General features: G+C 67.0%; 23 protein-coding genes. 12 read left to right on the forward strand and 11 right to left on the reverse strand.

The features are described from left to right. Window positions 1-61 precede the first annotated feature (61 nt). The 3 genes from JW805_13750 to JW805_13760 all read left to right on the forward strand — a co-directional run bounded on the left by JW805_13750 (window position 62) and on the right by JW805_13760 (window position 2,565). Window positions 62-763: a bacteriorhodopsin gene (locus JW805_13750; protein ID MBN2973084.1), complete on the forward strand. Its 702-nt coding sequence runs from the start codon at window positions 62-64 to the stop codon at window positions 761-763. An 8-nt stretch (window positions 764-771) separates the two neighbouring features. Next, window positions 772-1,584, forward strand: coding sequence for a hypothetical protein (locus JW805_13755; GenBank protein ID MBN2973085.1), 813 nt, complete (start codon window positions 772-774; stop codon window positions 1,582-1,584). A gap of 246 nt (window positions 1,585-1,830) precedes the next feature. After that, window positions 1,831-2,565 carry a Crp/Fnr family transcriptional regulator gene (locus JW805_13760; GenBank protein MBN2973086.1) on the forward strand — a complete coding sequence of 245 codons (735 nt, stop codon included), beginning with the start codon at window positions 1,831-1,833 and terminating at the stop codon, window positions 2,563-2,565. A gap of 40 nt (window positions 2,566-2,605) precedes the next feature. Here JW805_13760 and JW805_13765 read toward each other — a convergent pair whose 3' ends face one another. Further along, window positions 2,606-3,247, reverse strand: a complete 642-nt coding sequence (locus tag JW805_13765) for a hypothetical protein (protein ID MBN2973087.1) — start codon at window positions 3,245-3,247, stop codon at window positions 2,606-2,608. A 113-nt stretch (window positions 3,248-3,360) separates the two neighbouring features. Between JW805_13765 and ispH the strand changes: the two genes are divergently transcribed. The 3 genes from ispH (at window position 3,361) to rnhA (ending at window position 6,128) form a co-directional block, all read left to right on the forward strand. Then, window positions 3,361-4,314 (forward strand): 4-hydroxy-3-methylbut-2-enyl diphosphate reductase, encoded by a 954-nt coding sequence (gene ispH, locus JW805_13770; GenBank protein ID MBN2973088.1) that lies wholly within the window; start codon window positions 3,361-3,363, stop codon window positions 4,312-4,314. Window positions 4,315-4,468: 154 nt separating this feature from the next. After that, on the forward strand, window positions 4,469-5,404 hold the full coding sequence (thrB, locus tag JW805_13775; GenBank protein ID MBN2973089.1) for a homoserine kinase: 936 nt from the start codon (window positions 4,469-4,471) through the stop codon (window positions 5,402-5,404). 283 nt (window positions 5,405-5,687) lie between these two features. Continuing rightward, the gene (gene rnhA / locus JW805_13780) at window positions 5,688-6,128 is read left to right on the forward strand and encodes a ribonuclease HI (GenBank protein MBN2973090.1); all 441 of its coding nucleotides are present in this window, start codon (window positions 5,688-5,690) and stop codon (window positions 6,126-6,128) included. Window positions 6,129-6,185: 57 nt separating this feature from the next. On the opposite strand, the gene JW805_13785 is transcribed toward rnhA, so the two are convergent. The 3 genes from JW805_13785 to modA all read right to left on the reverse strand — a co-directional run bounded on the left by JW805_13785 (window position 6,186) and on the right by modA (window position 8,365). Further along, the gene (locus JW805_13785) at window positions 6,186-6,815 is read right to left on the reverse strand and encodes an ATP-binding cassette domain-containing protein (GenBank protein MBN2973091.1); all 630 of its coding nucleotides are present in this window, start codon (window positions 6,813-6,815) and stop codon (window positions 6,186-6,188) included. Next, window positions 6,805-7,497, reverse strand: coding sequence for a molybdate ABC transporter permease subunit (gene modB, locus JW805_13790; protein ID MBN2973092.1), 693 nt, complete (start codon window positions 7,495-7,497; stop codon window positions 6,805-6,807). The genes JW805_13785 and modB overlap by 11 nt, the downstream gene beginning before the upstream one ends. Window positions 7,498-7,603: 106 nt before the next feature. Then, the gene (gene modA, locus JW805_13795; GenBank protein MBN2973093.1) at window positions 7,604-8,365 is read right to left on the reverse strand and encodes a molybdate ABC transporter substrate-binding protein; all 762 of its coding nucleotides are present in this window, start codon (window positions 8,363-8,365) and stop codon (window positions 7,604-7,606) included. 60 nt (window positions 8,366-8,425) lie between these two features. On the opposite strand from modA, the gene JW805_13800 reads away from it, so the two are divergent. Both JW805_13800 and JW805_13805 read left to right on the forward strand, forming a co-directional pair. After that, a complete protein-coding gene (locus tag JW805_13800; protein ID MBN2973094.1) occupies window positions 8,426-8,899 on the forward strand; it encodes a hypothetical protein in 474 nt (157 codons plus the stop codon). Between the two features lie 24 nt (window positions 8,900-8,923). Then, complete coding sequence (locus tag JW805_13805) at window positions 8,924-9,943, forward strand: lactonase family protein (GenBank protein MBN2973095.1); 1,020 nt, start codon at window positions 8,924-8,926, stop codon at window positions 9,941-9,943. Window positions 9,944-10,028: 85 nt separating this feature from the next. Here JW805_13805 and JW805_13810 read toward each other — a convergent pair whose 3' ends face one another. The 5 genes from JW805_13810 to JW805_13830 all read right to left on the reverse strand — a co-directional run bounded on the left by JW805_13810 (window position 10,029) and on the right by JW805_13830 (window position 15,430). Beyond that, window positions 10,029-10,193 (reverse strand): hypothetical protein, encoded by a 165-nt coding sequence (locus tag JW805_13810; protein ID MBN2973096.1) that lies wholly within the window; start codon window positions 10,191-10,193, stop codon window positions 10,029-10,031. 1 nt (window position 10,194) lies between these two features. Then, window positions 10,195-10,467: a hypothetical protein gene (locus JW805_13815; protein MBN2973097.1), complete on the reverse strand. Its 273-nt coding sequence runs from the start codon at window positions 10,465-10,467 to the stop codon at window positions 10,195-10,197. Next, a complete protein-coding gene (locus tag JW805_13820; GenBank protein MBN2973098.1) occupies window positions 10,464-12,014 on the reverse strand; it encodes an MFS transporter in 1,551 nt (516 codons plus the stop codon). Before JW805_13820 ends, JW805_13815 begins: the two co-directional genes overlap by 4 nt. Window positions 12,015-12,165: 151 nt before the next feature. Next, window positions 12,166-12,564, reverse strand: coding sequence for a hypothetical protein (locus JW805_13825; GenBank protein MBN2973099.1), 399 nt, complete (start codon window positions 12,562-12,564; stop codon window positions 12,166-12,168). 61 nt (window positions 12,565-12,625) lie between these two features. Beyond that, window positions 12,626-15,430 (reverse strand): M10 family metallopeptidase C-terminal domain-containing protein, encoded by a 2,805-nt coding sequence (locus JW805_13830; protein MBN2973100.1) that lies wholly within the window; start codon window positions 15,428-15,430, stop codon window positions 12,626-12,628. A 222-nt stretch (window positions 15,431-15,652) separates the two neighbouring features. Here JW805_13830 and uvrA point away from each other — a divergent pair, with 222 nt between their 5' ends. The 4 genes from uvrA (at window position 15,653) to JW805_13850 (ending at window position 22,119) form a co-directional block, all read left to right on the forward strand. Beyond that, window positions 15,653-18,586 (forward strand): excinuclease ABC subunit UvrA, encoded by a 2,934-nt coding sequence (gene uvrA / locus JW805_13835; protein ID MBN2973101.1) that lies wholly within the window; start codon window positions 15,653-15,655, stop codon window positions 18,584-18,586. Continuing rightward, complete coding sequence (locus tag JW805_13840; GenBank protein MBN2973102.1) at window positions 18,583-19,134, forward strand: hypothetical protein; 552 nt, start codon at window positions 18,583-18,585, stop codon at window positions 19,132-19,134. The genes uvrA and JW805_13840 overlap by 4 nt, the downstream gene beginning before the upstream one ends. 158 nt (window positions 19,135-19,292) lie before the next feature. Further along, window positions 19,293-20,528 carry an SIR2 family protein gene (locus JW805_13845; GenBank protein ID MBN2973103.1) on the forward strand — a complete coding sequence of 412 codons (1,236 nt, stop codon included), beginning with the start codon at window positions 19,293-19,295 and terminating at the stop codon, window positions 20,526-20,528. A 256-nt stretch (window positions 20,529-20,784) separates the two neighbouring features. Next, complete coding sequence (locus JW805_13850; protein MBN2973104.1) at window positions 20,785-22,119, forward strand: hypothetical protein; 1,335 nt, start codon at window positions 20,785-20,787, stop codon at window positions 22,117-22,119. Window positions 22,120-22,932: 813 nt separating this feature from the next. Here JW805_13850 and JW805_13855 read toward each other — a convergent pair. Continuing rightward, entirely contained in the window at window positions 22,933-24,735 is a 1,803-nt protein-coding gene (locus JW805_13855) for a succinate dehydrogenase flavoprotein subunit (GenBank protein MBN2973105.1), read from the reverse strand. After that, the gene (gene sdhD / locus JW805_13860; protein MBN2973106.1) at window positions 24,735-25,121 is read right to left on the reverse strand and encodes a succinate dehydrogenase, hydrophobic membrane anchor protein; all 387 of its coding nucleotides are present in this window, start codon (window positions 25,119-25,121) and stop codon (window positions 24,735-24,737) included. Before sdhD ends, JW805_13855 begins: the two co-directional genes overlap by 1 nt.

Genomic DNA, 25,121 nt, shown 5'->3' on the forward strand with positions numbered 1-25,121 from the left:
ACTTGCGTTGATGATCCTTGAGGGGCTGGCGATCGGTCCGGCCCGAACAGGGAACCGGCACATGGATCAAAGCGCCTTCGTGATCGGATTTGCGGTCATGTCACTCGCCTCGCTGGCCATCTATGCCAAGGGCAAGAAGACATCGCCGTCGGGCCACCATACGCTACTGCACGCAGCCGTGCCGTTCATCGCGGCGACTGCCTATCTGGCGATGGCCTTCGGCATCGGCACGATCGTCAAGGCCGACGGGACGGCGACCTATCTCGCTCGCTATGCGGACTGGTCGGTGACCACGCCGATCCTGCTGTCCAGCCTGGTGCTGCTCGCCTTTCACGAGCGTGGGAGGACCGGCGAGGTCGGCGGCTATCTGACGTCGATCATCGTGCTCGACGTATTGATGGTCGTGACGGGGCTGATGTCTTCGCTGGCGGACACGTCGATGATGAAATGGGCCTGGTATCTCTGGTCCTGTGTCGCATTCGGCGGCGTGCTGTACCTGCTGTGGGGCCCCTTGCGCGCCCTGGCGATCGAACGTGGCGAAGCGCTTGGCGCGGCCTATGGCAAGAACGTCGCCTTTCTGACCGTCATCTGGTTCCTTTACCCGATCGTCTTCCTGATCGGTCCGGAGGGGCTGAAGATCATTACCGACCCGGCGTCGGTCGGGGCGATCCTGGTCATGGATATCATCGCCAAGGTCGTTTACGCCTTCTACGCGGCCGGCAACCTCGAAAAGGCGCTCCACGAACACGCCCGGCAGGCGTGACCCGCGGGATGATCCTGCTCGCAGCCGGGGCGGTCGCCGCCGCCCCCGCTGCCCTGCCGGTCCAACTGGCGTTCGCGATCCTGGGTATCGGCGTCGTGGGCATGGTTCACGGCGCGGGCGACCTGGCGGTGGTGGCGCCCGCCCGGCGTCCCCCGTTCCTTGCGCTGTACGGCATCGTGTCGCTGGGCACGTTCCTGTGGTGGACCACCGATCCGGCGATTGCCCTGCCCGCCTTCCTCGTCGCATCCGCCGTTCATTTCGGCCTGGAGGACGCGCCCGTCGACGCGCCGGTCGAACGCATCGCGCGCGGCGTGGCGCTGGTCGCCGCGCCGGCGGCGCTTCACCTGTCCGACTATGCCGCGCTGTTGCGGGTGGCCGGTGGCCCGTCATCGGCGCTGGCGGCCTGGACGCCGATCCTCGCGATGGTCGGCGGGGGCGCAGCCTTGCTGTTGCTAGGCCTCGCCTGGCAGCGGCGGGACGGGCGGCTGGCGAGTGGGGTCGCAGCGCTCCTGATCCTGCCGCCCCTGGTCGGATTTACGCTCGGCTTCCTGATCCTGCATGCGATCCCGCAGACGGTCGATCGCCGCGACCGGCTGGGCTATCCCGACACGCCAACCTATCTGCGGGCCGTCGCCCCTGTGTTCGGTGCCGCCGTCGTGCTGGCGGCGATGGTGGCGGCGCTGCTGCTGCACTTCGAACCGAGCGGCGTGCGCGGCCTGTTCGCCGGCATTGCCGCACTGGCCGTCCCCCACCTGCTGGTGACGCCGTGGTTCGAAGGCGGCCGGGTTCGGCGTCCGGCGCTGGCAAGCCAGATCGGCTGACTTGGCCCCCTCCCTGCTCGCCATCGTTGCTACATCCTCCGCCTGAGGGGCGACGAACGGACGGGATACGACGCGAACGGGACGTAAGGCGGGCGCCGTGCTCGTCCTTTCAGAAGACGGCGCCGCCGTCGCTTGATTTAGAACAGCTTATCAGTGCGCCGCTTGAGCCGGGCGATTAACCTTTGTAAAAGCACGCTGCTGCTTTTTTGGTGAGGACAGCGGGTTCCACCCATGAGGGAGCCACGGGTGCCTGATTATCCTCTGAACCGATTCAAGGACATCGCCGCCCTCACGCCCGGCGAAATTGAGATGCTGCAGACGCTTGGCGATCCGCCGGTGCGCGTGCGCCGCTATGGGACGATCCGGCGCGAGGGCGAAGCGGTCAAGGGCATCTATCTGATGGTCGAGGGCTGGGCCGGCGCGTCGATCCTGCTGCCATCGGGCCTGCGCCAGATCGCCAAGCTGCACCTGCCCGGCGACATGCTCGGGACGCCCAGCATGTCGCTGACCCATGCCGCCGACACGTTGGTCGCGCTGACCGACTGCACCGTCGCCTTCGTCCCGATGGCGCGGTTGCGCACCCTGTTCGAAACGTCGCCGCGGCTGATGGCGCCGTTCCTGGCGGCGGTGCAATATGAACGCGTCGCGCTGATGGATATCATCGCGCTGATGGGCCGGACGTCGGCGCGCGAACGCTATGCGACGTTCCTGGTCGACGTCCACGACCGGCTGACGCGCGCCGGCCTGGCCCAGCCCGACCGGTTCGAGCTGCCGCTGACGCAGGAACAGATCGGCGACCTGCTGGGCCTGACCACCGTCCACACCAACCGGACGGTGCGCATGCTGGAACGCGAAGGCGTGATCGCGCGCCAGGGGTCGCTGCTGATCCTGCGCGATCCGACCGCCATCCGCCGCATGTCGCCGCTGCCCAAGCGCGCACCGGCGTTCGAACTCGACTGGTTTCCCTCGACGAAGGGGTGATCGCGGGTCCTCCCGCGTCGATCGCGGGAGGATGTCGGGATCAGCGCGTGATGTTGTACTTCAGCTGCTCATCGGTCAGCTGGAAACCGACCAGAGCCTCGAACGTCGCCTTGGCGACGGCGGTGCGCACCGCCGGATCGGACAGCGGATCGATCGCCGCATCGTCCTCGCCCGCCTTGCGTTCGCGGGTGATCTGGCGGCGGACGTCCTCCGGCAACGTCGCGGCGGCGCGGGTGACATAGGCGGTGCCCGTGCCGGTCGTCTGCGCCCGCGCCTGCCCGGCGGCGAAGCGCAGTGTCGCCTGGCCGACGCGCTTGGCGATGACGACGGTGCCGCCCTGCAGCACGGTGGTGAAGTACGGCAGCGTCACGTCGCGCGCGCCATCGGTGTTGGTCCGCCGACCGATCACGTCGAAGGTGATCTGGCTGACGATCGGATCGCCGCTGTCGGTGCAGGTCGCGCGGACGTTGGTGATCGCCGCGGTCACGTCGATCGCATCCTGGGTGCGATCGGTCGGCGACGTGAACAACGTGATATCGCCGGTCCCCGCCGGTACCGCGACGGTCGGGCAGGCGGTGCGCACGGCGCTGATGCCGCCCGATGCGTCGATCTCACCGCGCCGCGAACAGGCGGTGGTGCCGAGAAGAGCGAGGGTCGTGAGGACGACGAGGCTGCGGGACATCAACGCGGGGGAACCTTTCGAAACGCTGTCCCCGCGCTACCAAGCGGCTTCCGCGCACGCAAGCACACGCGTACTTCCGCGCGGGCAGGCAATCGCGTAGAGCCACGCTTGTGATGACCGATGCTCCCAAGCCCGTCCTCGACCTCCTCATCGCCGCGCCGCGCGGATTCTGTGCCGGGGTCGACCGTGCCATTCAGATCGTCGAGCTGGCGATCGAGCGTTACGGCGCGCCGGTCTATGTCCGGCACGAGATCGTCCACAACAAATTCGTCGTCGACACGCTGAAGGCCAAGGGCGCCGTCTTCGTCGAGACGCTGGACGACGTGCCCGATGGCGTGCCGGTCGTCTTTTCCGCGCACGGCGTGCCCAAGGCGGTGCCGGCCAAGGCGGAGTCGCGGGGCTTGAGCTACCTCGATGCCACCTGCCCGCTGGTCAGCAAGGTCCACCGCCAGGCCGAACGCCTGGTCGCCGCCGGCCGCCACATCCTGTTCGTCGGTCACGCCGGCCACCCCGAGGTCATCGGCACCTTCGGCCAGGTGCCCGAAGGCAACATGACGCTGATCGAGACGGAAGAGGATGCGGAAGGCTTCATGCCTGCCGATCCGGACAATCTCGCCTTCCTGACGCAGACCACGCTGTCGGTCGACGATACCGCCGCGATCATGACCATCCTTCAGCGCCGTTTCCCCGCGATCGTCGCGCCCAAGGCGGACGACATCTGCTACGCGACCTCCAACCGCCAGGCCGCGGTCAAGGCGATCGCCGGCCAGTGCGACCTGATGCTGGTCATCGGCGCGCCCAATTCGTCGAACTCGCTGCGGCTGGTCGAAGTGGCGAAGCGCGAAGGCGTTTCGGCGCACCTGATCCAGCGCGCCGCCGATCTCGACTGGGCCTGGCTCGACGGCGTCGGCACGCTGGGGCTGACCGCTGGCGCGTCGGCCCCGGAAGTGCTGATCCGCGAACTCGTGACGCTGCTCGAAACCCGCTACGAGGTCCACGAGCGCGAGGAGGAGACGACCCGTGAGTCGATCGCCTTCAAGCTGCCCAAGGAATTGCAGGCGGCCTGACCTGTCGTTCGTCATCCCCGCGGAGGGGGCTCCACAAAATATTACTTTGTGGGGTGCCCCGAAGGCGGGGATCAATTCCGGCTGAACGCAGTGAGACTCACCTCCACCAGCGACTATGGATTCCCGCCTTCACGGGAATGACGAAGGACAGGGTATGGCCGTCTACACGCACGTCTCCGCCGAAACGCTGTCGGCCTTCCTCGCCCGCTATGACGTCGGCGACCTCGTCTCGGCCAAGGGCATTGCCGAGGGGGTCGAGAATTCCAACTACCTCGTCGACACGACCCGCGACCGCTTCATCCTGACGCTCTACGAAAAGCGCGTCGCGGCCGCCGACCTGCCCTATTTCCTGGCCCTGCTCGACCATCTCGCGGCCAAGGGCCTGCCCGTCCCGCCCGCGATCCAGGACCGCTCGGGGACTGCGATCCAGCAGCTGGAGGGCCGCGCCGCCTGCCTGATCCGCTTCCTGACCGGCGTCTCCGTATCGCACCCGACGCCCGAACAGGCCCATGCCGCCGGCGCCGCGATGGCGCGGATGCACGTCGCGCTGGAGGACTTCACCGAAACCCGCGCGAACTCGATGGGTATCGCCGAATGGCGCCCGCTGCTGACACGCTGCGGCGACAGCCTCGACACGATCCAGCCGGGTCTGTTCGCGCGGATCGACGCCGCGCTGGCCGATATCGAGGCGAACTGGCCCCGCCATCTGCCGACCGGCGCGATCCATGCCGACCTGTTCCCCGACAACGTGCTGATGCTGGGCGAACGGGTCACCGGCCTGATCGACTTCTACTTCGCCGCGACCGACATCCGCGCCTATGACCTCGCCATCATGCATTCGGCCTGGGCCTTCGACGGCGAAGGCCATCCGGCCGACCCGGCGATCGGCGACGCGCTCTACGCCGGCTACGAAAGCGTCCGCCCGCTGTCGGCGGAAGAACGCGCCGCCCTGCCCCTGCTCGCCCGCGGCGCCTGTATCCGCTTCTTCCTCAGCCGCGCCTGGGACTGGCTGAATACGCCTGCCGACGCGCTGGTGACGCGGAAAGATCCGCTCGCCTATCTCCGCCGCCTGGAATGGTACGAAGCGTAAGGGTCTATACTCAATCAGGACGGGGTCGTGACGGAGCCGATTTTGGTTCAGGGCAAGAAGCGAGGAGCGGAGCGATGCTATTGCATCGTGACCCCAGGGGACTTTGGCTCGCGACGCAGCCCTGGGCCAAAATCGGCCCGCCGCATAGCGGTCGCCCTCAGGAACGCGCTGGACTGCGTCGCTTGCTTGCAGGTAGCGCCGCTACCTGCTGCGCTGCACTCCTTGCCAGCGCGTTCCTGAGGGCGATCACGATCCCCGTCCTGATTGAGTATAGACCCTGGACATGACCACCGAACTCCCCTTCGTCGAAATCGCCACCGACGGCGCGTGCAAGGGCAACCCCGGCCCCGGCGGCTGGGGCGCGCTGCTGCGGTTCGGTGCGAAGGAAAAGGAAATGTCGGGCAGCGAAAACCCGACGACCAACAACCGTATGGAATTGATGGCGGCGATCCGCGCGCTGTCGGCGTTGAAGCAGCCGTGCCGCGTGAAGCTGTCGACCGACAGCCGCTACGTCATGGATGGCCTCACCAAATGGATCCACGGCTGGCGCAGGAACGGCTGGAAGACCGCCGACCGCAAGCCGGTGAAGAACGCCGAACTGTGGCAGGCGCTGCTCGCCGCGGCCGAACCGCACCGGATCGAATGGGTCTGGGTCAAGGGCCATGCCGGCCACCCCGACAACGAACGCGTCGACAAACTCGCGAGCGACGCGGCGAAGGCGTAACTGTCGTGCTCCCGCGCAGGCGGGAGCCCGGGGTTACCTGGCGCGTCGCTTGCGGCCCTAGGCTCCCGCCTGCGCGGGAGCACGGGGGATGTGAACCACCTGCGTCGCCAGCCGTTCGGCCTCGCCGGCATCGTGCGTGACCATCACGATCGGCAGGTCGCCGGCGTCGCGCAGCCGCAGGATGACGCCCTCGATCTCCGTGCGCCGCGCGGCATCCAGGAACGACAGCGGCTCGTCGAGCAGCAACGCCCGCGGGCCGCTGAGCAGTGCGCGCCCGATCGCCACCCGCCGCGCCTCGCCGCCCGACAGCGTCCGCGGCCAGCGGTCGAGCAGATGCGCGAGCCCCAGGAAATCGCACGTCTCCGCCAGGGCGCTCTCATCCCCCGCACCGTACAACAGGTTCGCCCGCACCCGCTTGTGCGGGAACAGCCGTGCGTCCTGAAAGACATAGCCGATCCCGCGCCGTTCGGGCGGCAGGCTCACGCGGGCGGCGCTATCGAACAGCGTGCTCCCCCCGATCCGCACATGGCCGCGCGTCGGTGCCCGCAGCCCGGCGATCATGTTCAGCACGCTGGTCTTGCCCGCGCCTGAGGGGCCGAACAGCACGGTGAGCCCGGCGTCGGCGGTGAAGGCGCACGCCACGTCCGTTTCGCCCACGCGGCCCGCGACATCGACCTCAAAGCGCATGTTGCCCCCGCCCTGCGCGCCGCACGAGCACCTCGGACGCGACAAGCGCGGCGAGCGACAGCGCGACCGACACCCCCGCCAGCCGCCACACCGCGCCTTCGCTGCCCGGCACCTGCAGCGCGGCGTAGATGGCGAGCGGCAGCGTCTCGGTTTCCCCCGGCACGTTGGACACGAAGGTGATCGTCGCGCCGAACTCGCCCAGCGCGCGTGCGAAGCCCAGGATCGCGGCGGCGAGGATGCCCGGCAGGCTCAAGGGGAGCGTGATGCTGGCGAACACGCGGGCTCGCCCCGCCCCCAGCGTCCGCGCGGCATTCTCCAGCCGCCGGTCCACGCCCTCGATCGACAAGCGCATCGCCCGCACCATCAGCGGCAGCGCCATCACCGCACTCGCGATCGCCGCCCCGGTCCAGCGGAACAGCACCGCGTCGCTGAACGCGCCGAGCGGGCCGTCCGCAGCAAAGGCAAGCAGCAGCAGCCAACCGGTCACCACCGGCGGCACGACGAGGGGCAGATGGACCAGCCCGTCGAGCAGCAGCTTGCCAGGAAAGGATAGCCGCGCCAGCACCCAGGCAAGCGCAAAGGCGATCGGCAGCGACGCGACGACCGCGACGAGCGCGACCTTCAGCGACAGAAGGATGATGGCGGTCACAAAAATCCTCCCCGGCACGGGGAGGGGGACCATGCGAAGCATGGTGGAGGGGGGGCTCCGCGAGGGCAGACCTTGCGGCTCGCCCCCTCCACCAGCTTCGCTGGTCCCCCTCCCCATTCTGGGGAGGATCTGACAGCCCTCACCGCACCGAAAACCCGTAGCCCGCAAACACCGCGCGGCCAGCCCGCGACAGCAGGAACGCCCGGAACCCCGCGGCATCCGGGTGCCGCGACCGCGCCAGCACCGCCAGCGGATAGCGGATCGGCGGATGGCTTGCCGCCGGAAATACCGCGACGACCGCCGCGCCCTTCGCCGCGCGTGCGTCGGTCGCATAGACCACGCCCAGCGGCGCCGCCCCGCGTTCGACCAGCGCCAGCGCGGCACGGACGTTTTCCGCGCGTGCCACGCGCCCCTTCACCGCCGGCCAGTCGCCCAGCCGCTCGAGCGCCGCCTGCCCGTACTTGCCCGCCGGCACCGACGCGGGATCGGCCATCGCGAGCCGCCCCCGCCCCAGCACCGCGGCCAGATTGCCCCCACGCCCCAGCCGCACCGGCACAGGTCGGCGGGCGACGAGCACCAGCCGGTTGCCGAGGAAATCCGTCCGCGTACCGGCGCGCAGCAGCCGCCTGGCCGCCAGCGCGTCCATCCAATCCTCGTCCGCCGACACGAACAGGTCCGCGGGCGCCCCCGCCATCGCCTGTCGAGCCAGCGCCGACGAGCCTGCGAACGACACCACCGGCCGGGGATGCCCCAGCCGTGCCCAGCGGTCGGCGGCAGCGGTCATCGATTCCTGGAGGCTGGCCGCGGCCAGCACCATCGGCCCTTGCGGCGGTGGCGGGCTTGCGCCAACACCGGCCATGGCGATGAGGGCAAGAATGGCGAGGCGCAGGACGATCGGCATGTCGCGACCAGCCTATATCGTGCGCACCCTGCGGCGCCACCCCACGGGGGCGTTCGTACGATGACCGCCCGCCCGCTCACGCCGGGCGAGGCCGCACTGGCCGCCTCGGTCTTCGGTGACGCGATCGATTACGCCGCGGCATCGATCAGCCTGTCCAAATGGGCGTTCTTCCAGCCTCGGGCGACCGTGATGGCGCCGCGCGGCTGTATCCATTTCCATCCCAAGGGCACGCTCTACCGCGACGATTTCGCGACCGCGCCCGCCGACCTGCAGGGACTGTTCATCCACGAGATGACCCACATCTGGCAGCACCAGCGCGGGATCTTCCTGCCGCTCGCGCGCCATCCCTTCTGCCGTTATTCCTACGCGCTGAAACCCGGCTGGCAGTTGCAGCGTTATGGCATTGAACAACAAGCGGAAATCGTCCGCCATGCCTTTCTCCTCCGCCGCAATCGCATCGTCCCCGGCGCGCCCGAGCTCGCGTGCTACGAAACCATCCTGCCCTTCGTCGGCCGGGCGACGGCGACGGCCTGACGCCGCACCCGCGGGCGCGCGGGCATGACCAGCACGCTCTTCATCGGCACCTATGCCGACGCGCGGGGCGAGGGCCTCGCCGCGCTCATCCGCGATCCTTACCAGCCCGGCTGGGTCGCCGGCGTCGCCAATCCGCAGGTCGCCAACGCCTCGTTCGGCGTCGCGGCGATGGGGAGCGGCACCTTCTATTTCGTCGACGAGCGTGCGAACCGAGTCTCTGCCTGGGGCACGCGCCCCGCCTGGCATGCGCTGGGCACGATCCCGAGCGGGGGCGAGGCGCCGTGCCACCTCGCACTGTCGGGTGACGAGCGCCGTCTCGCCATCGCCAATTACGAAAGCGGCGAGGTCCGGCTGGTCGCCCTCGGCGAAGACGGGGCGTTCGGCGAGGTCCTGACCACCTACCGTCGCGATGGTCATGGCCCCAATTTCGAACGTCAGCGCGGTCCGCACGCGCATTGGGTCGGTTTCTCCGCCGATGGCCGCTGGCTCTGGTCGACCGATCTCGGCGCCGACCGCATCCTTGCGCTGCCTCTGGTCGGCGATCCGGCCGCGGCGACCCCGCGGGTCGCGTGGCAAGCGCCCCCCAGCAGCGGCCCGCGGCATCTGCTGCTCCATCCGCGCCTGCCGATCGCCTATTGCCTCACCGAACTCGCCTCGACCCTGGTGACGCTCGACATCAGGGATGGCGACTTCGACGCCCGCGCGACCATCTCGACGCTGCCCAGCGACCATGACGGGGAAAGCCTGGGCGGCGCCATCGCGATCAATGCCGATGCGACCCGCCTGTGGGTCACCAACCGCGGTCACGACAGCATCGCCACCTTCGCGCTGGACGGCGACGGCACGGCGCGGGCGCTCGGCCATGTTCCCAGCGGCGGATCGTCGCCGCGCCATCTGCTCGCGCTCGACGACGCGCTGATCTGCGCGCACGAAGACGATGGCGGCGTCACGATCTTCGCGCTGAAGGAAGGGATGCCGCAGAGCGATCCACAGCGGATCGCCCTGCCCGGCGCCGTCTTCGCCATCCCCGGCAACGCGGCCTGACCGCTCGACCGTCCCGCGAAAGAGAACCCCCCAAGACATGGCCTTGCGGGGGGCCCTTAAGGCAGTAATGACCGATCGGACCGGCTTACTCCTCCGCCTTCTTCGCGCGTTCGCTGCGCATGAATTCCGCCGCGATGGGCGCGAAATCCGGGTCCTCGACCTCGACCAACGGATCCTCCTCGCCGGTCATCGGAATGTCGTCGGGCAGCGGCGTGTGCAGCGCTTCCGGCTTTTGTCGATCGTCGCCCATCCTACTCACCCTGGGTCGGCGCGTTGGGGTTGTCGCCGGTCTTGTCCTCGCCCAGCTGGCCGGCGCCGTGATAGTCGATCTCGGTCTGGCCGCCGTGACCCATGAACTTGTCCGGCCCGTCGGGGCTGCCGTCCTTGCCGGTATGCGGGTTGGGATAGGCGCCGCCCTGGGATTCCCCCTTCTGATCGCCGCCCCGGCGCGAGGCGACTTCGCCGTTGTCGTCGGGCGGGCTTGCGCGCGTCCCCGCGCCATCGGCCTGCATCTTTTCCGTCATGTCCGTTTCTCCTGTCGTTCGATCAACGAAGCGGGCGCGGGGGAAGTTGCGGCCTTGCCCGCCTGGGCGCGTTTCAGCCGGCGGCGCACATGCGCATCGCGCAGCAGCGCGCCCGGCAGATCGGTCGCCGCGCGAAGCCCCGCCACGCTGGAGATGTTGCGGATCGTGCGTCGCGTTTCGTTCAGCACCTGCCCGACCATCTCGCGCCGCTCGATCTCGCCATGTTCGGCGACCAGCGACAGCCGGTGGATCGCGTAGAGGCCGATGAGGCCCGCCACTAGGAAGTAGAAATCCCACCGGTGCAGCACGATCGGCAGGGCAAAGACGCCGCTGGGGCTCGACCAGCGCGCGACCAGCTCGAACTGGCGCGCGGCGAAGAAATCGGCGAGCAACCCGCCCAGGATCGGCGCGCATCCGGCCGCCACTGCGGTCACGATCGCATTCGCCGCGACATAGGCGGTGGCCGATCCCTTCGGCGACAGTTTCAGCGCAATGTTGGTCGCGGTCAGTGTTACCCCGGCGATCGAGGCGCCCATTACGATATGCAGCGCGATCAGCCACAGCTTGACCACGTCGCGGCTGTCGAACTGCGACGCTCCGATCATCGCGATGATCGCCAGGATATAGGTGGGCGCGCACACCGCCAGCACCGATTTGTTGGCGAAGCGGTCGCTCAGCGTTCCCCACAGGCGCAGCGCGGCGATGTTGGCGATCTGGCTGACGACGCTCAACACCATCACGAAGCTGACGTTGAAGCCGAGCTGGCGGACGATGAACACGGTGAAGAAGGGCGTCGCGAAATTGATCGCGAACTGCCAGCTGGCGACGAAGGCCAGCAGCCGACGGAAATTGAGGTCGCCGAGCGGCTGGCGCAGCAGCTCGCCCAGGCGAAGGCGCTCGGCCGCCGGCGCCATCATCGGCTCGGGAATCGCTGCCACGACGCGGGCGCTCATCAGGCCGGTGACACACCCTGCGGCGAACATGCCGGCGAAGACCAGGTTACGCTGGAACGATCCGCGCGGCGTCAGGTCGAGCGCCAGCGCCGCCGCCAGTCCCAGCACCAGGCTGATCGCGGTCAGCCATACCGTGCGCCGCGCGAACACAGCTCCCAGCCGATCCTCGGGCGCCAGGTCGCGCATCCACGCGTTCCACGCACAGCCCCCGACCGCCGCCAGCGCGCAGAAGATGACCTGGACCAGCAGGAACAGCCAGAGCGCAGCGGTGCCCGAGAAAAACGCGAGCACCGCCATCACCGCCAGCATCGTCCGCCCGAGGATCGACGTGACGACGCAGATTCGCTTGCGCATCCGCCGCTTCTCGACCAGCACGATCGCCGGCAGCTGGAGCAACTGGGCGAGGAAGGGAATGCTCGCCAGCACCCCGACCAACAGGTTGGACGCGCCGAGGTGCAGCGCAAAGGCGGTCAGGATGACGCCCGCCGTCAGCGCCGCGGCGCCGCCCGAAAACGCCGCCTCGATCACCAGCAGCCGCAAGCCGCGCTCGCGTTCGGCTTCGGTTACAACGACTTGCGGGGACAGCGACACCATTCCCGGCCGAACGAGCGGGCGTTCGGCGGGGTTGCCGGCGAACGCCCTGCCCTAAGTTAGGCGCGCCGTGGACCATGTATCGGTTGTGGGGATCGGCGTCGCGGCAAAGGTCGCGAAGGTCCGCCTGCCCCGGTACGCCGAGCCCGCGCGGTCACCGACGCTTGTTGAAGAATCCGTCCAGAAACGCCGTCGCGGCCTTGCCCACCGCATCGGCAATCGCTCCCGGATCGACGCCGGGCGTACCCATGCCGTCGGGCGGCGGCGTGGGCGCGCTGGGCGGGACCGGCGGGACCGGCGGTTCGGGTGGCACGGGCGGCATCGGCGGCACGGGTGGCACCGGGGGTACGGGCGGGACCGGCCCTTCGCCCTGCGCCGGCCGCGGCGTCGACCGCGTCGCCAGTGCACTCGCCGCGATCGCCAGTCCCGCGGCCAGCATCCGCCGTCCTTCGGGAGTCTGCGCCTTGGCGATCAGCTTCTCGGCAGGCTTGCGCACCGCCTTGGACAGCTTCACGCCCGCGATCTTCTTCGGAATCTTTCCCTTCTTCGCCATCGCATCACCTCAAAGTGTATCGCGAATATAATACACTTGAGCGCGCTGCCAAGGGGGCGCGTCAGACGCCGAAGATCGAAAAGCCGGCGGCCGCCTCTGCCGTCACGCGGTCGTGTATTTCCATCGCCGGGTCGGCGATCCCGGTGATCGTCGTCGTCCGCAGCACGCCGTCGCTGCCGATGAAGCCGATGGTGACATTGCCCTCGGTGCCACCGAAGACATAGCGATCGGCGGCGCCCTGCAGCACGAGCGTGTCGCCGCGTGCAAAGCCCGTGACCGTCCCGCTTCCCACCGCGTCACCGCCGTGGGTGAAGCGGAAATCGCCGGCCAGCGCGCTTTGCGTGCCGCTCAGCGCAAGCGTCGTCTGCGGACCGGCTGCATCGACGGTCGCCGCGGTGGTCCCGATCGTCTGCGTTCCCAGCTTGACCGTGCCGGCCGCGCTGTCGAACGTCAGGACACGTTCGGCATCGTCGAACTTGACCGTCAGTTTCCCCAGTCCGACCGGGATCGTGACCTGTTCGGTCGCGCTGGTCAGGACGAGCGAACTGCCGAAGCGCGCTGCGGTATAGGTCGCCGCATCCCCCGGCAGCAGCACCGTGTCGCCGCCGGCATTGAACGAGCCATCCAGCAGCACCTTCGACCCCGGCAGGATCCGCACCGTTTCACGGCTGCTGTAATCGACCGTCGCGCCTTGAAAGGGATCGGCGGCCTGGCGCACGCCGAACACCGTCAGGTTGCCCGCCGCGGTCACCGTCGCCTGCGACGCTGCCACCAGGATCGACGGCAGCGACGGGTCGGCCGTGCCGGTGACCGTGGCGGCGGACGCCTCGGCCATCAGCGGGCTCGGGCTGGTGGTGACCAGCTGCCCGCCAACGCGCACAGTGCCATTGACGACGTCGGCCGTCAGCGCGCGGACACCGTCGGCGAAGACGATGTCGGTCGCCTTCGGCCCCACCGGAATGCCGATCGCGGTGTCGCCGTCGTTCAGGAATATGGTCGATCCGCTGCGGGTCACGGTATAGCTGCTTGCCGTCCCGCTCAGCCGGATGCGGTCACCACCGGCGTTGAACGACGGGTCGAACACCACTTGCCCCGGCATGTCGAGCACGGTCACATCCTGCAGGCCGGCGCGGGTGCCGAACACGGTGGCACTGCCCGACACGGTCGCCGCGCCGCTGTCGGGCACGATCAGCTGATAGCGTTCGGTCCGGTCGATCGCGCGCGTCGTGAAATCATAGTCGGTCAGCCCGCCGAAGCGGACGCCGCCCACCGTCAGCGCGCCATCGGCGATCGTCAGGCTGTAGCTCTGCCCCGCCTGCAGCATCGCGGCCGGATCGATCGTCAGCACGTTGCCGACCATCGTCACGCGGGCATCGCCGGCGCGATAGCTCTCGCTGAAGCCGTTCGGACCGGTCAGCGTGATGACGCCGCTGGCGTGCGCGACGGGCCCCGAAAAGATCAGGCGGATGTTGCCGATCGGCGACACGCCGGTCGCCCCGTCGAGCGGCAGGGTGCTGACCCGGATTCCCGAATAGCCGATGACGCGGGCGTTCGCGGCATCCAGCGACAGGTTGAACACGCCCGACAGAGTGATCTGCCCGCCGGCATAGGTCAGCGTCGTCCCGGCCCCGGTCGACGTCGCGTTGGTGAAGACACGGTTGCCGAGATCGAACCAGTCCTCGGTCGCCGAGAAATCCCGGACCTCGTCGGTATCGTTGGCGGTCTCGCGAAACACGAACGTATCGCTGCCGGCGCCACCGATCAGGATATCGTTGCCCGCCCCGCCCTCCAGCGTGTCGTTGCCTTCCAGGCCGGACAGCGTGTCGTTCCCGGCCAGGCCCTTCAGCACATTGGCGACCGCATTGCCCGTGATCTGGTCCGCCGCCGATCCGCCGGTCGCATTCTCGATCACGCTCGACAGCGCGATGCCCAGATTGTCGGTGCGGGTATACAGGTCCGCGGTCGTCAGCGTGCTGCGGATGAAGCTGGCATATTGCGGGAACAGCGCCGTCCAGTCCGCGATCTGCGCTTCGCGCGAATAGAAGCCGATCGTCGAATAGGCACCCGGCGCCAGGTCGACGATGTTCGGCCGGGTGAAGTTCGACAGATCGAGCGTGTCGCTGCCGCCCGCGTCGTAGATCGCGCACAGCGACGGGTCCGCCTGGTCGAAGGTGTAGACCGTGTCGCCCGCGCGCGTCTTCGTGTCCGCGCCGTAGATCGACTGGACCGCGGATATGTCGATGACCATCGGCGTGACCGCGACCGCACCGGTAATCGACGCTCTCAGCGAACCGCCCGCCTGGCGAAAGGTGACGATGTCGGTGCCCGCCCCGAAGGTGTAGGACATCACCGTATAGCGCGTGTTCTCGTACGGCGCCGGGATCGCCGGCGTGTCGAAACTGTGCTCCAGCCCCAGCGAATGGCCCAGTTCGTGGATCAGCAGCTCGAAATTATAGCTTCCGACGTCGAAGCTTTCGGTCCGGAACGCCGCATTGAGCCACACGTCGCCGGACTTGCCGCCCGGCGTGGTCGGCACGCCCTGATAGGCATAGCCGCCGGTGTCGGCGTCCATCTCGTAACTGGTGAAGGCGACGCGGATCTCGCCCCGCCCGAGGCCGTCGTCGGCCACTTCGGTGAAGTCGGGCGCGATCAGCTCGTCCCATGTCGCGATCGCCGCCTTGAACGCCGCGGCCTGCGCCGGCGTGACGATGCTGTAGGTCGCATAGGGCTCGGTCCCGGCGGCATAGCCCGGCCACAGGCTGGATGCGGTCGGAATGGAAAAGGTGAACTGCCCATTCCCCAACCGCAACGTCGCCCGCGTCAACGCAGCCGCGATCTCCGCCGCCGTCAGTGTGACCTTCGCCATGCCCGAAACCTTACCCGCCGCCCAGACGCACACCCTGCACTGATCGAGGTTAGCACAAGGTGAACGATCTGAAAATGTTGGACTATCTTGCGCCCGCCGCCCTGATATCCGAAGCAATTGCCGCGGGTTACCTTGCAGCCTTTGCTACCGGATCCCATCTCGCGCGTTGGCGGGCGCGGGGCGCTTGCTCCCAGCGAACAAATCTGGAACAGAACGCAGCCCATGAGCCTGACCCACATCTCCGTCCGCGGCGCGCGCGAGCACAACCTCAAGGACGTCAGCGTCGACATTCCGCGCGATACGTTGACGGTGATCACCGGCCTGTCGGGCTCGGGCAAGTCCAGCCTCGCCTTCGACACCATCTATGCCGAGGGGCAGCGCCGCTACGTCGAGTCGCTTTCGGCCTATGCCCGCCAGTTCCTCGAGCTGATGCAGAAGCCCGACGTCGACCATATCGAGGGGCTGTCGCCGGCCATCTCGATCGAGCAGAAGACGACGTCGCGCAACCCGCGCTCGACGGTCGCGACGGTGACCGAGATCTACGATTACATGCGCCTGCTGTGGGCGCGGGTCGGCGTGCCCTATTCGCCGGTGACGGGTGAGCCGATCAGCGCGCAGACGGTCAGCCAGATGGTCGACCGCGTCCTGGCGCTGCCCGAGGGCACCCGCCTCTACCTGCTCGCGCCGGTCGTCCGTGGCCGCAAGGGCGAGTATCGCAAGGAACTCGCCGAGTGGCAGAAGGCGGGGTTCAGCCGCGTGCGCATCGACGGCGAGCTCTACGCGATCGACGAAGCCCCCGCGCTCGACAAGAAGTACAAGCACGACATCGAGGTCGTCGTCGACCGCATCGTCGTGAACCCCGATCAGGCGACGCGTTTGGCCGAAAGCTTCGAAACCGCGCTCAAGCTGGCGGAAGGGTTGGCCTATGTCGACCTGGTCGACGGCGTCGTCCCGGGCCGCGAGAATGACGCGGCGAACGCCGGCGCGATGAAGAACGCCGGCGTCCCCGCCAACCGCATCGTCTTCTCCGAGAAGTTCGCCTGCCCGGTCAGCGGCTTCACCATCCCCGAGATCGAGCCGCGCCTCTTCTCGTTCAACGCCCCCCAGGGCGCCTGTCCGGCGTGCGATGGTCTGGGCGAGAAGCTGGTGTTCGACGAAGACCTCGTCGTCCCCAACCACTCGCTCAGCATCAAGAAGGGCGCGGTCGTGCCCTGGGCGAAGTCCAACCCGCCCTCGCCCTATTACATGCAGGTGCTGGGCAGCCTCGCGAAGGCGTTCGACTTCAGCCTCGACACCGCCTGGGCCGACCTGACCGCCGAGCAGCAGGCCGTCATCCTCCACGGCACCCGCGGCAAGCCCGTCACCCTTACCTTCATCGACGGCCGCAAGTCGTACGATGTGAAGAAGCCGTTCGAGGGCGTCATCGGCAACCTCACCCGCCGCATGCTCTCGACCGAGAGCGCGTGGATGCGCGAGGAGCTGTCGAAGTATCAGTCGAGCCGCCCGTGCGAGACCTGCCACGGCGCGCGCCTGAAGCCCGAGGCGCTGGCGGTGAAGATCGCCGGCGAGGACATCAGCCACGCCACCCGCCTGTCGGTCGTCGACGCACTTGCCTGGTTCACCGCGATGCCCGGCACGCTGAACCCCCAGCAGTCGGCCATCGCCGAGCGCATCCTGAAGGAAATCCTCGAGCGGCTGGGCTTCCTCAACAACGTCGGGCTCGACTATCTCAACCTCGACCGCACGTCGGGCACGCTGTCGGGCGGCGAGAGCCAGCGCATCCGCCTCGCGTCGCAAATCGGCTCCGGCCTGTCGGGCGTGCTCTACGTCCTCGACGAACCCTCGATCGGCCTGCACCAGCGCGACAACGACATGCTGCTCGCGACGCTGCGGCGCCTGCGCGACCTCGGCAACACCGTGATCGTCGTCGAACATGACGAAGACGCGATCCGCATGGCCGATTACGTGATCGACATGGGGCCGGGCGCGGGCGTCCACGGCGGCGAGATCGTCGCGCAGGGCACGCTCAAGCAGCTGCTGAAATCCAAGACCAGCGTCACCGCCGATTACCTGAACGGCACCCGCGAAGTCCCCCTGCCGGCGAAGCGCCGCAAGGGCAACGGCAAGAAACTGACCGTCCAGAACGCGACCGCCAATAATCTGAAGGGCGTCACCGCGTCGCTGCCCTTGGGAACCTTCACCTGCATCACCGGCGTCAGCGGGTCGGGCAAGTCGAGCTTCACCATCGACACGCTCTACGCCGCCGCCGCGCGCGAGCTGAACGGCGCGCGGATCCTGAGCGGCAAGCACGACAAGATCACCGGCTTGCAGCATCTCGACAAGGTCATCGACATCGACCAGTCGCCGATCGGCCGCACGCCCCGGTCGAACCCGGCGACCTACACCGGCGCCTTCACCCAGATCCGCGACTGGTTCGCCGGACTGCCAGAAGCGCAGGCGCGCGGCTACAAGCCCGGCCGCTTCAGCTTCAACGTCAAGGGCGGCCGGTGCGAAGCATGCCAGGGCGACGGCGTGCTCAAGATCGAGATGCACTTCCTCCCCGACGTCTACGTCACCTGCGACGTCTGCCACGGCGCCCGCTACAACCGCGAGACGCTGGAGGTGAAGTTCAAGGGGATGAGCATTGCCGACGTGCTCGACATGACGGTCGAGGACGCGGTCGAATTCTTCAAGGCCGTGCCCCCCATCCGTGACAAGATGGCGATGCTCGCCGAAGTGGGCCTGGGCTATGTCAAGGTCGGCCAGCAGGCGACGACCCTGTCGGGCGGCGAGGCGCAGCGCGTGAAGCTCGCCAAGGAACTCTCCCGCCGCGCCACCGGCAACACGCTCTACATCCTCGACGAGCCGACCACGGGGTTGCATTTCGAGGACGTCCGCAAGCTACTCGAAGTCCTCCACGCGCTGGTCGAGCAGGGGAATACGGTCGTGGTGATCGAGCATAACCTCGACGTCATCAAGACCGCGGACTGGATCCTCGACCTGGGGCCGGAGGGCGGCGTGAAGGGCGGGGAGATTGTGGCGGAGGGGACGCCGGAGACGGTGGTGCAGGAGCCGCGGAGTTTTACGGGGCGGTATCTGGCGCCATTGTTGAAGGGGAGCGCGGGGGCCGAAGGGCACGCGGTGGCGGCGGAGTGAGCCCTTGGCGGCCTGAGTTCGAAGCCGCGCTTCGCCTGTTCGCGAAACTCAGCGAAGCCATGCGTGAACGCGGCTTGCCCCGGCCGATCTTGGTAGGTGGCGCGGCAGCAGAATACTACTCCGGTAGTGCAGTAAGCACCGGCGATTTTGATATCTGCTCGCCGATACAGGGCGCGGTCGAAGACGAACTTCTACGACTCGGATTCAAACGACCAGCTAGTCTCGGACATACAGCGCTCGGCTGGGTACATCCCGATTTGACATTGGGGTTCGAGATCGTTGGTGACACCCCGCTAGACGGGAATGTCGCATACGATCGCATCGTTCTCGTAGAAAATGTAGCGCACAACGCATCGTTTGCGATTATCCCCGTTGAAGATCTGATTGCCGATCGTATGGGCCAATATGCTTCTGGTACGGCACAAGACCGGTTGGACCAGGCACGCATCTTGTTTCGGCTTAACCCTGACATCGATTTGGAGTATCTCGAACGTCGGGTTCGTGAAGAGAGTTCAGGCGATCATGGCATCGAAGACGTCCGAGACTGATAACGAGCCGTGGTCCGGCCGACGCGTCGATTTCAGCGAATTCGCGGCTAAGCTTGCGAAGCGCCGTCAGGATCTCGGATATCCTGAACTTCCGCGAAATAGTGGAATGCGCCGAACTGCGAGCAAGCTGTCATTGCTGGGGGCGATCGCGGAAGTAGGTGGAAAATGGTGAACTTTCTAAGCCTTGCGTGCGAAATCTGAAGTTGGAACGGGAAGATTATGTCGTCCTACTGGGAGCAGGAGCGTCTGTAGAAGCCGGACTGCTGACTAGTGCAAATCTGACCCAAGCTATATACAATAGCTTTAATGAAAGACAGCGACTCGATCGCTTCGCCCTATTGCTAGCCTATGTAATTTCTAAACTGCAAGTTAGGAATGCCAAACGAGGCACATCGCCGTATGCCCCAATCGAAGTCGAAGAGCTTTTTGACGCGCTAAATTTACTCTATCGGCGCGATTCTATTTTGATATCCGAGTTTGTAGAAAGATGGGACAGTGCTATAGATTCTTACTACACTCGGTTCGATGGAAGTGAGATTCGCAGCAATTTCAATAATATCCTCAATAAAACACTCGCACGTGCTAATCGTCGATCTGCATTCGATGCCGGGACAGCAGATTTCGAAAGACTTGCGGCATCACTACAGCCTAGAAGTTTCTTCACAAACGATGCTCGTCACATACCAGACCCACTTCAACCGTTTTTCGTTTCGCTGATAAAGTTTCTTCAGGTAGACCAATCCAGACTTGATTATCTCTATCCTCTCGTCAGAGACAAGCGGGCAAGCCTGATAGCGACTTTAAATTATGATCTTTCTATAGAAAAAGCTTGTGAATTAAATGGCCTAAAATATGACTATGGCCTTGATCGATGGGCACAACAAAAGCGTGTTGATTGGCGGCAACGCTCCGACGACAAAAGACTTTTGAAAATGCATGGCTCTATCAACTGGACAGGCTCATTTGAAGATCCAAAAATAAGATACGATGAAATCAAGCCATATGAAAAGAGGATAATGATATTTGGTGGTGTAGATAATAAGCTATCTGCAGATGGACCCTTTCTTCAGTTTTTATACAGACTCGAAAGAACTATCCTTCGCACAAATGCCCTTCTTGTGGTAGGATACTCCTTTCGCGATGCACACATCAATGCTCTCATTAATCGATGGCGGTTAACCCGTCGGAACTCAAAACTTGCTGTGATCGATCCAAGTCCGCCACCTCTTTGGCAATTGGGGTTTGCAGACGGACCTATTAAACGACAGGTTGGAGAGAGAGAAACAACGCATACGGCATCAGTGCGTATTATTCAGTCGCCTGCTGGGGAGGGGATTCAGCGCTTTATCAACGAGCCGGATCTTTTTGACCGCCCGCCGACAGTCACTCACTAATAACGACATAGCAGGGCTTATACCGCCGCGGCAAAGCCGCGTCGTCGGTCGTCGCTGTAGCGACGCCGGCCGGTTCGGCGCCCCGTGCGCTCGCGCGCAGCTTCGCTGCGCTCTCGCGGCGCCGAAAATAGGAACTTTCCTAGTTGGAAATCTTCGTATAACTGGTCTCCCCTCTTGAACAGGAGGGACTCATGCCACACCCGACCCACGACCGGCCGACCGCCGCCACCCGCCCCCACGCGCGGGAGGGCCGGGCATGACCATGATGACCCCCATCGAGGGCATCACCGCCCCGCGCATCGCGCCCTCCGCTGACGTCGCCGCCGCCTACGCCGGCACCTTCCCCGCCACCCGCGCCACCGCGCGCGAGCGCGACACGGCCACGGACGACGACGATCATCTCGCCGACCGCCCGCTCGACCCGCACGATCTGGAGGAGGATTTCGCCCGCGCCGCCGCGACCGAGGGGCCGGTGTTCGCCACCGCGCGCCGGTCCGACGGCTGGACGCCCGACCGGCAGCGCGGCTTCCTCGATTATCTGGCGCAGGGGTGCACCGTCTCGGACGCGGCGACGCTCGTCGGCATGTCGGCGACGTCCGCCTACGCCTTTCGCAAGCGCGCCGCGGGTGCGGCCTTTGCGGTCGGGTGGAGCGCCGCGCAGCTGCTCCAGCGCAATCGCCTGGCCGACGACCTGATGGGCCGCGCGCTGAAGGGCAATGTCGATCTGGTCATCAATGCGAAGGGTGAGACGGTCGAGCGCCACCGCCACGACAATCGCCTGGCGCTCGCCCTGCTGACCCGGCTCGACAAGATCGCGGCGGCCGACCTGCCCGACCGCACCGGCGACGCGCGCGCGGCGCGGCTCGCGGCACAGGACTGGGACCGCTATCTCGACCTGATCGGCCGCGACGCGTCGCCGGCACAGGCCGGGCTGTTCCTGTCGCTGCGCTCGACCCAGGGCGAGGCGGCCGCGATCGCCCCGATCGTCGCGCTCGCCCGCGCCGACCTCTACCGCCGCACCGGCGCCGGCCACGCGGGCGAAGTCGACGTCCACGACCTCGACCCCGCGCAGCGCCACACCTGGTCCGCCGCGGACTGGGCGCGCGCCGAGGCCGGGGGGCTGGTGTCGCTCGCCGCGCCGCCCGCCGAACCGGCCGCGTGGGAGGATGCCGGCACGTCTCAACTTTCTCAACTTCGACAGGAACGGACGGTGTGGTGGGCCGACCACGCCGACGACTGGCGCACCGCCTTTCCCCCGCCTGCGGACTTCTACGGCGAGGAGGATGGCGAATATGGCGGTGACTATTACAGCCGCGAACTGAGCGACGACGAACGCGACGCGATCGAGACGGTGCGCGCCCGCGAAATCGAGGCCAAGCGCGTACCCGAGGAGGCGCGGCGGGTGCGGTTCTTCGCCGATCTGCTGGCGGGGAATGTGGGGGTGGATGCCACGGCGGCCGCCAGCGAACCGTGCTCTGGCGAAGGCCGGAGCCCTGGCGAGTGGGAGGTCGACGCGGCCACCGCTCCGGCCTGCGCCGGAGCACAAGAAGGGTGCGGAGGACGCGGACGGCCCGATCCCCGTTCGTGCTGAGCTAGCCAGGCGCCCATCAAAGTCCTACTTTGATGGGACCTCGGCCGAAGCACCGCCCTTGTCTTCGGGCCGCGAGGACGAAGCGGGCGGAGAGGCTATGCCGGTCTCTCCATCCGTTCGTGCTGAGCTCGTCGAAACACTGCCCTCGTCTTCGGGCCGCGCAGGGGATGCGAGCGGAGGGGCGGTCCCGCTCCCCCAAACCGTCCGTGCTGGGCCAGCCGGGCGCCCAGCAAAGTACCACTTCGATGGGACCCTGGCCGAAGCACCGTCCTTCGTGCCGCGGGCGGTAGAGTCAGAAGAAGAGCGGCCCTTCGACAGGCTCAGGGCGAACGGGTGTGAGGCGGGCGGCGTGGGTCCCACCGGCCCCGACGCGGGAGTAAATCCCGCGTCGTCGGACGGCGCTTCAGCGCCGCCGGCCGAACGTGCCTCAAGCGCAGGCGTAGCGGGCACTACGCCCTGGCCGGCACGTCCCACCGGCCCCGACGCGAGAGTAAATCCCGCGTCGTCGGACAGCGCTTCAGCGCCGCCGGCCGAACGTGCCTCAAGCGCAGGCGTAGCGGGCGCTACGCTTTGGCCGGCACGTACTACCGGACCCGCCGCGGAAGTAAATCCCGCGTCGTCGGACGGCGCTGTGGCGCCGCCGGCCGAACGTGCCTCAAGCGCAGGCGTAGCGGGCGCTACGCCCTGGCCGGCACGTACCACCGGCCCCGACGCGGAAGTAAATCCCGCGTCGTCGGACGGCGCTGTGGCGCCGCCGGCCGTAACCGGCGCCCGAGGCCGCGTCCGTAGCTTCGCTACGGACTTGCGCGCCGGTTAGTACACCCGCTTCTTCGGTTCGATGTACGCCACGTCGTCGGTCAGCGTGTAATCATGCACCGGCCGGTAATCGATGTTCACCGAACCGCCCTTGCCGCCCCAGCCGTCGAACGTCGCAATCGTATGCTTCATCCAGTTGGCGTCGTCGCGCTCGGGGAAGTCCTCGTGCATGTGCGCGCCGCGGCTTTCCTTGCGGTTTTCGGCGCAGCGGATCGTCACGACGGCCTGGCCGATCAGATTGTCGAGCTCCAGCGTCTCAATGAGGTCGGTGTTCCAGATCAGCGACCGGTCGGTGATGCCGATGTCGGTCATGCCCTGGTAGACCTGGTCCATGTGGGCGACGCCCTCGGCCAGCAGCTTGCTGTCGCGGAACACCGCGGCGTGGCGCTGCATCGTCTTCTGCATGTCGGCGCGGATCGTCGCGGTCGGCGTGCCGCCGGTGGCATTGCGGAAGTGGTCGAGCCGGGCGAGCGCCATGTCCTCCGAGCCCTTGGGCAGCGGATTGTGCGGCGTGTTCGGCTTGATCATCTCCTTCAGCCTGAGGCCCGTGGCACGGCCGAAGACGACGAGGTCGATGAGCGAGTTGGAGCCCAGACGGTTGGCGCCGTGCACCGAAACGCACGCCGCTTCGCCGACCGCGAACAGGCCGGGCACGACGCTGTCGGGGTCGCCGTCCTTGTTGCGGACGACTTCGCCGTGATAGTTACAGGGGATGCCGCCCATGTTGTAGTGGACGGTCGGCACGACGGGCAGCGGCTTGCGGGTCAGGTCGACGCCGGCGAAGACCTTGCCGGTCTCGGTGATGCCGGGCAGCCGCTCGGCCAGCACCTTGGGGTCGATATGGTCGAGGTGAAGGAAGATATGATCCTTCTCCTTGCCCACGCCGCGGCCCTCGCGGATTTCCATGGCCATCGAGCGCGACACGACGTCGCGGCTGGCGAGGTCCTTGGCCGAGGGAGCGTAGCGCTCCATGAACCGCTCGCCTTCGGAGTTGGTCAGATACCCGCCCTCGCCGCGCGCACCCTCGGTGATGAGGACGCCGGCGCCGTAGATGCCGGTCGGGTGGAACTGGACGAACTCCATGTCCTGCAGCGGCAGGCCGGCGCGCAGCACCATGGCGTTGCCGTCGCCGGTGCAGGTGTGGGCGCTGGTCGCCGACTGGTACACACGCCCGCCGCCGCCGGTCGCCAGCACAACGGCATGGGCGCGGAAGCGGTGGATGCTGCCGTCTTCCATGCACATGGCGATGACGCCGCGGCAGGCGCCGTCCTCCATGATCAGGTCGAGCGCGAAATATTCGATGAAGAAGTCGGCGTCATACTTCAGGCTCTGCTGGTAGAGCGCGTGGAGCATGGCGTGGCCGGTACGGTCGGCCGCGGCGCAGGTGCGCTGCACGGGCGGGCCGGCGCCCATGTTCTGCATGTGCCCGCCGAACGGCCGCTGGTAGATCGTCCCGTTCTCGTTGCGGCTGAAGGGCACGCCGGCGTGCTCCAGCTCGTACACCGCCTGCGGCGCGTTGCGGACCATATATTCGATCGCGTCCTGGTCGCCGAGCCAGTCGGAGCCCTTGACGGTGTCGTACATGTGCCACGACCAATGGTCCGGCGTGTTGTTGCCAAGAGAAGCGGCGATGCCGCCCTGCGCCGCCACGGTGTGGCTGCGGGTCGGGAACACCTTGGTGATGCAGGCGGTCTTCAGCCCCGCTTCGGCCGCGCCCATCGTGGCGCGCAGGCCCGAACCGCCCGCGCCGACGACGACGGCGTCGTAGCTATGGTCGATGATCTTGTAGCTGTCGGCCATCAGTCGATGCTTCCGGTGAAGGCGATCTTGAGGATCGAGAAAATGGCGGTCGCCGCAGCGCCCACCGTGAAGAGGTTGAGCAGGATCAGCCCGGCGACGCGGCTGGCGTCATGCTGATAATCCTCGATCACCACCTGCAGCCCGAGGCGGAAGTGGTAGAAGACCGAGGTCACGAGCAGGACCAAGGGAATCGCGGTCCACGGCGTCGACAGCCACTTGGTCACATCGGCCAGCGCATAACCCGGCAGGCGGGCGATGCTGATGAAGAACCACAGCATCAGCAGCAGGTTGGTGCCCGCCGTCAGCCGCTGGTGCCACCAGTGATGCGTGCCTTCCTTGGCACTGCCCAGGCCACGAACGCGGCCGATCGAGGTTCCGTTACCCAT

Origin of the sequence: Roseomonas aeriglobus (assembly GCA_016937575.1) — a bacterium.
Classification (GTDB): domain Bacteria; phylum Pseudomonadota; class Alphaproteobacteria; order Sphingomonadales; family Sphingomonadaceae; genus Sphingomonas; species Sphingomonas aerigloba.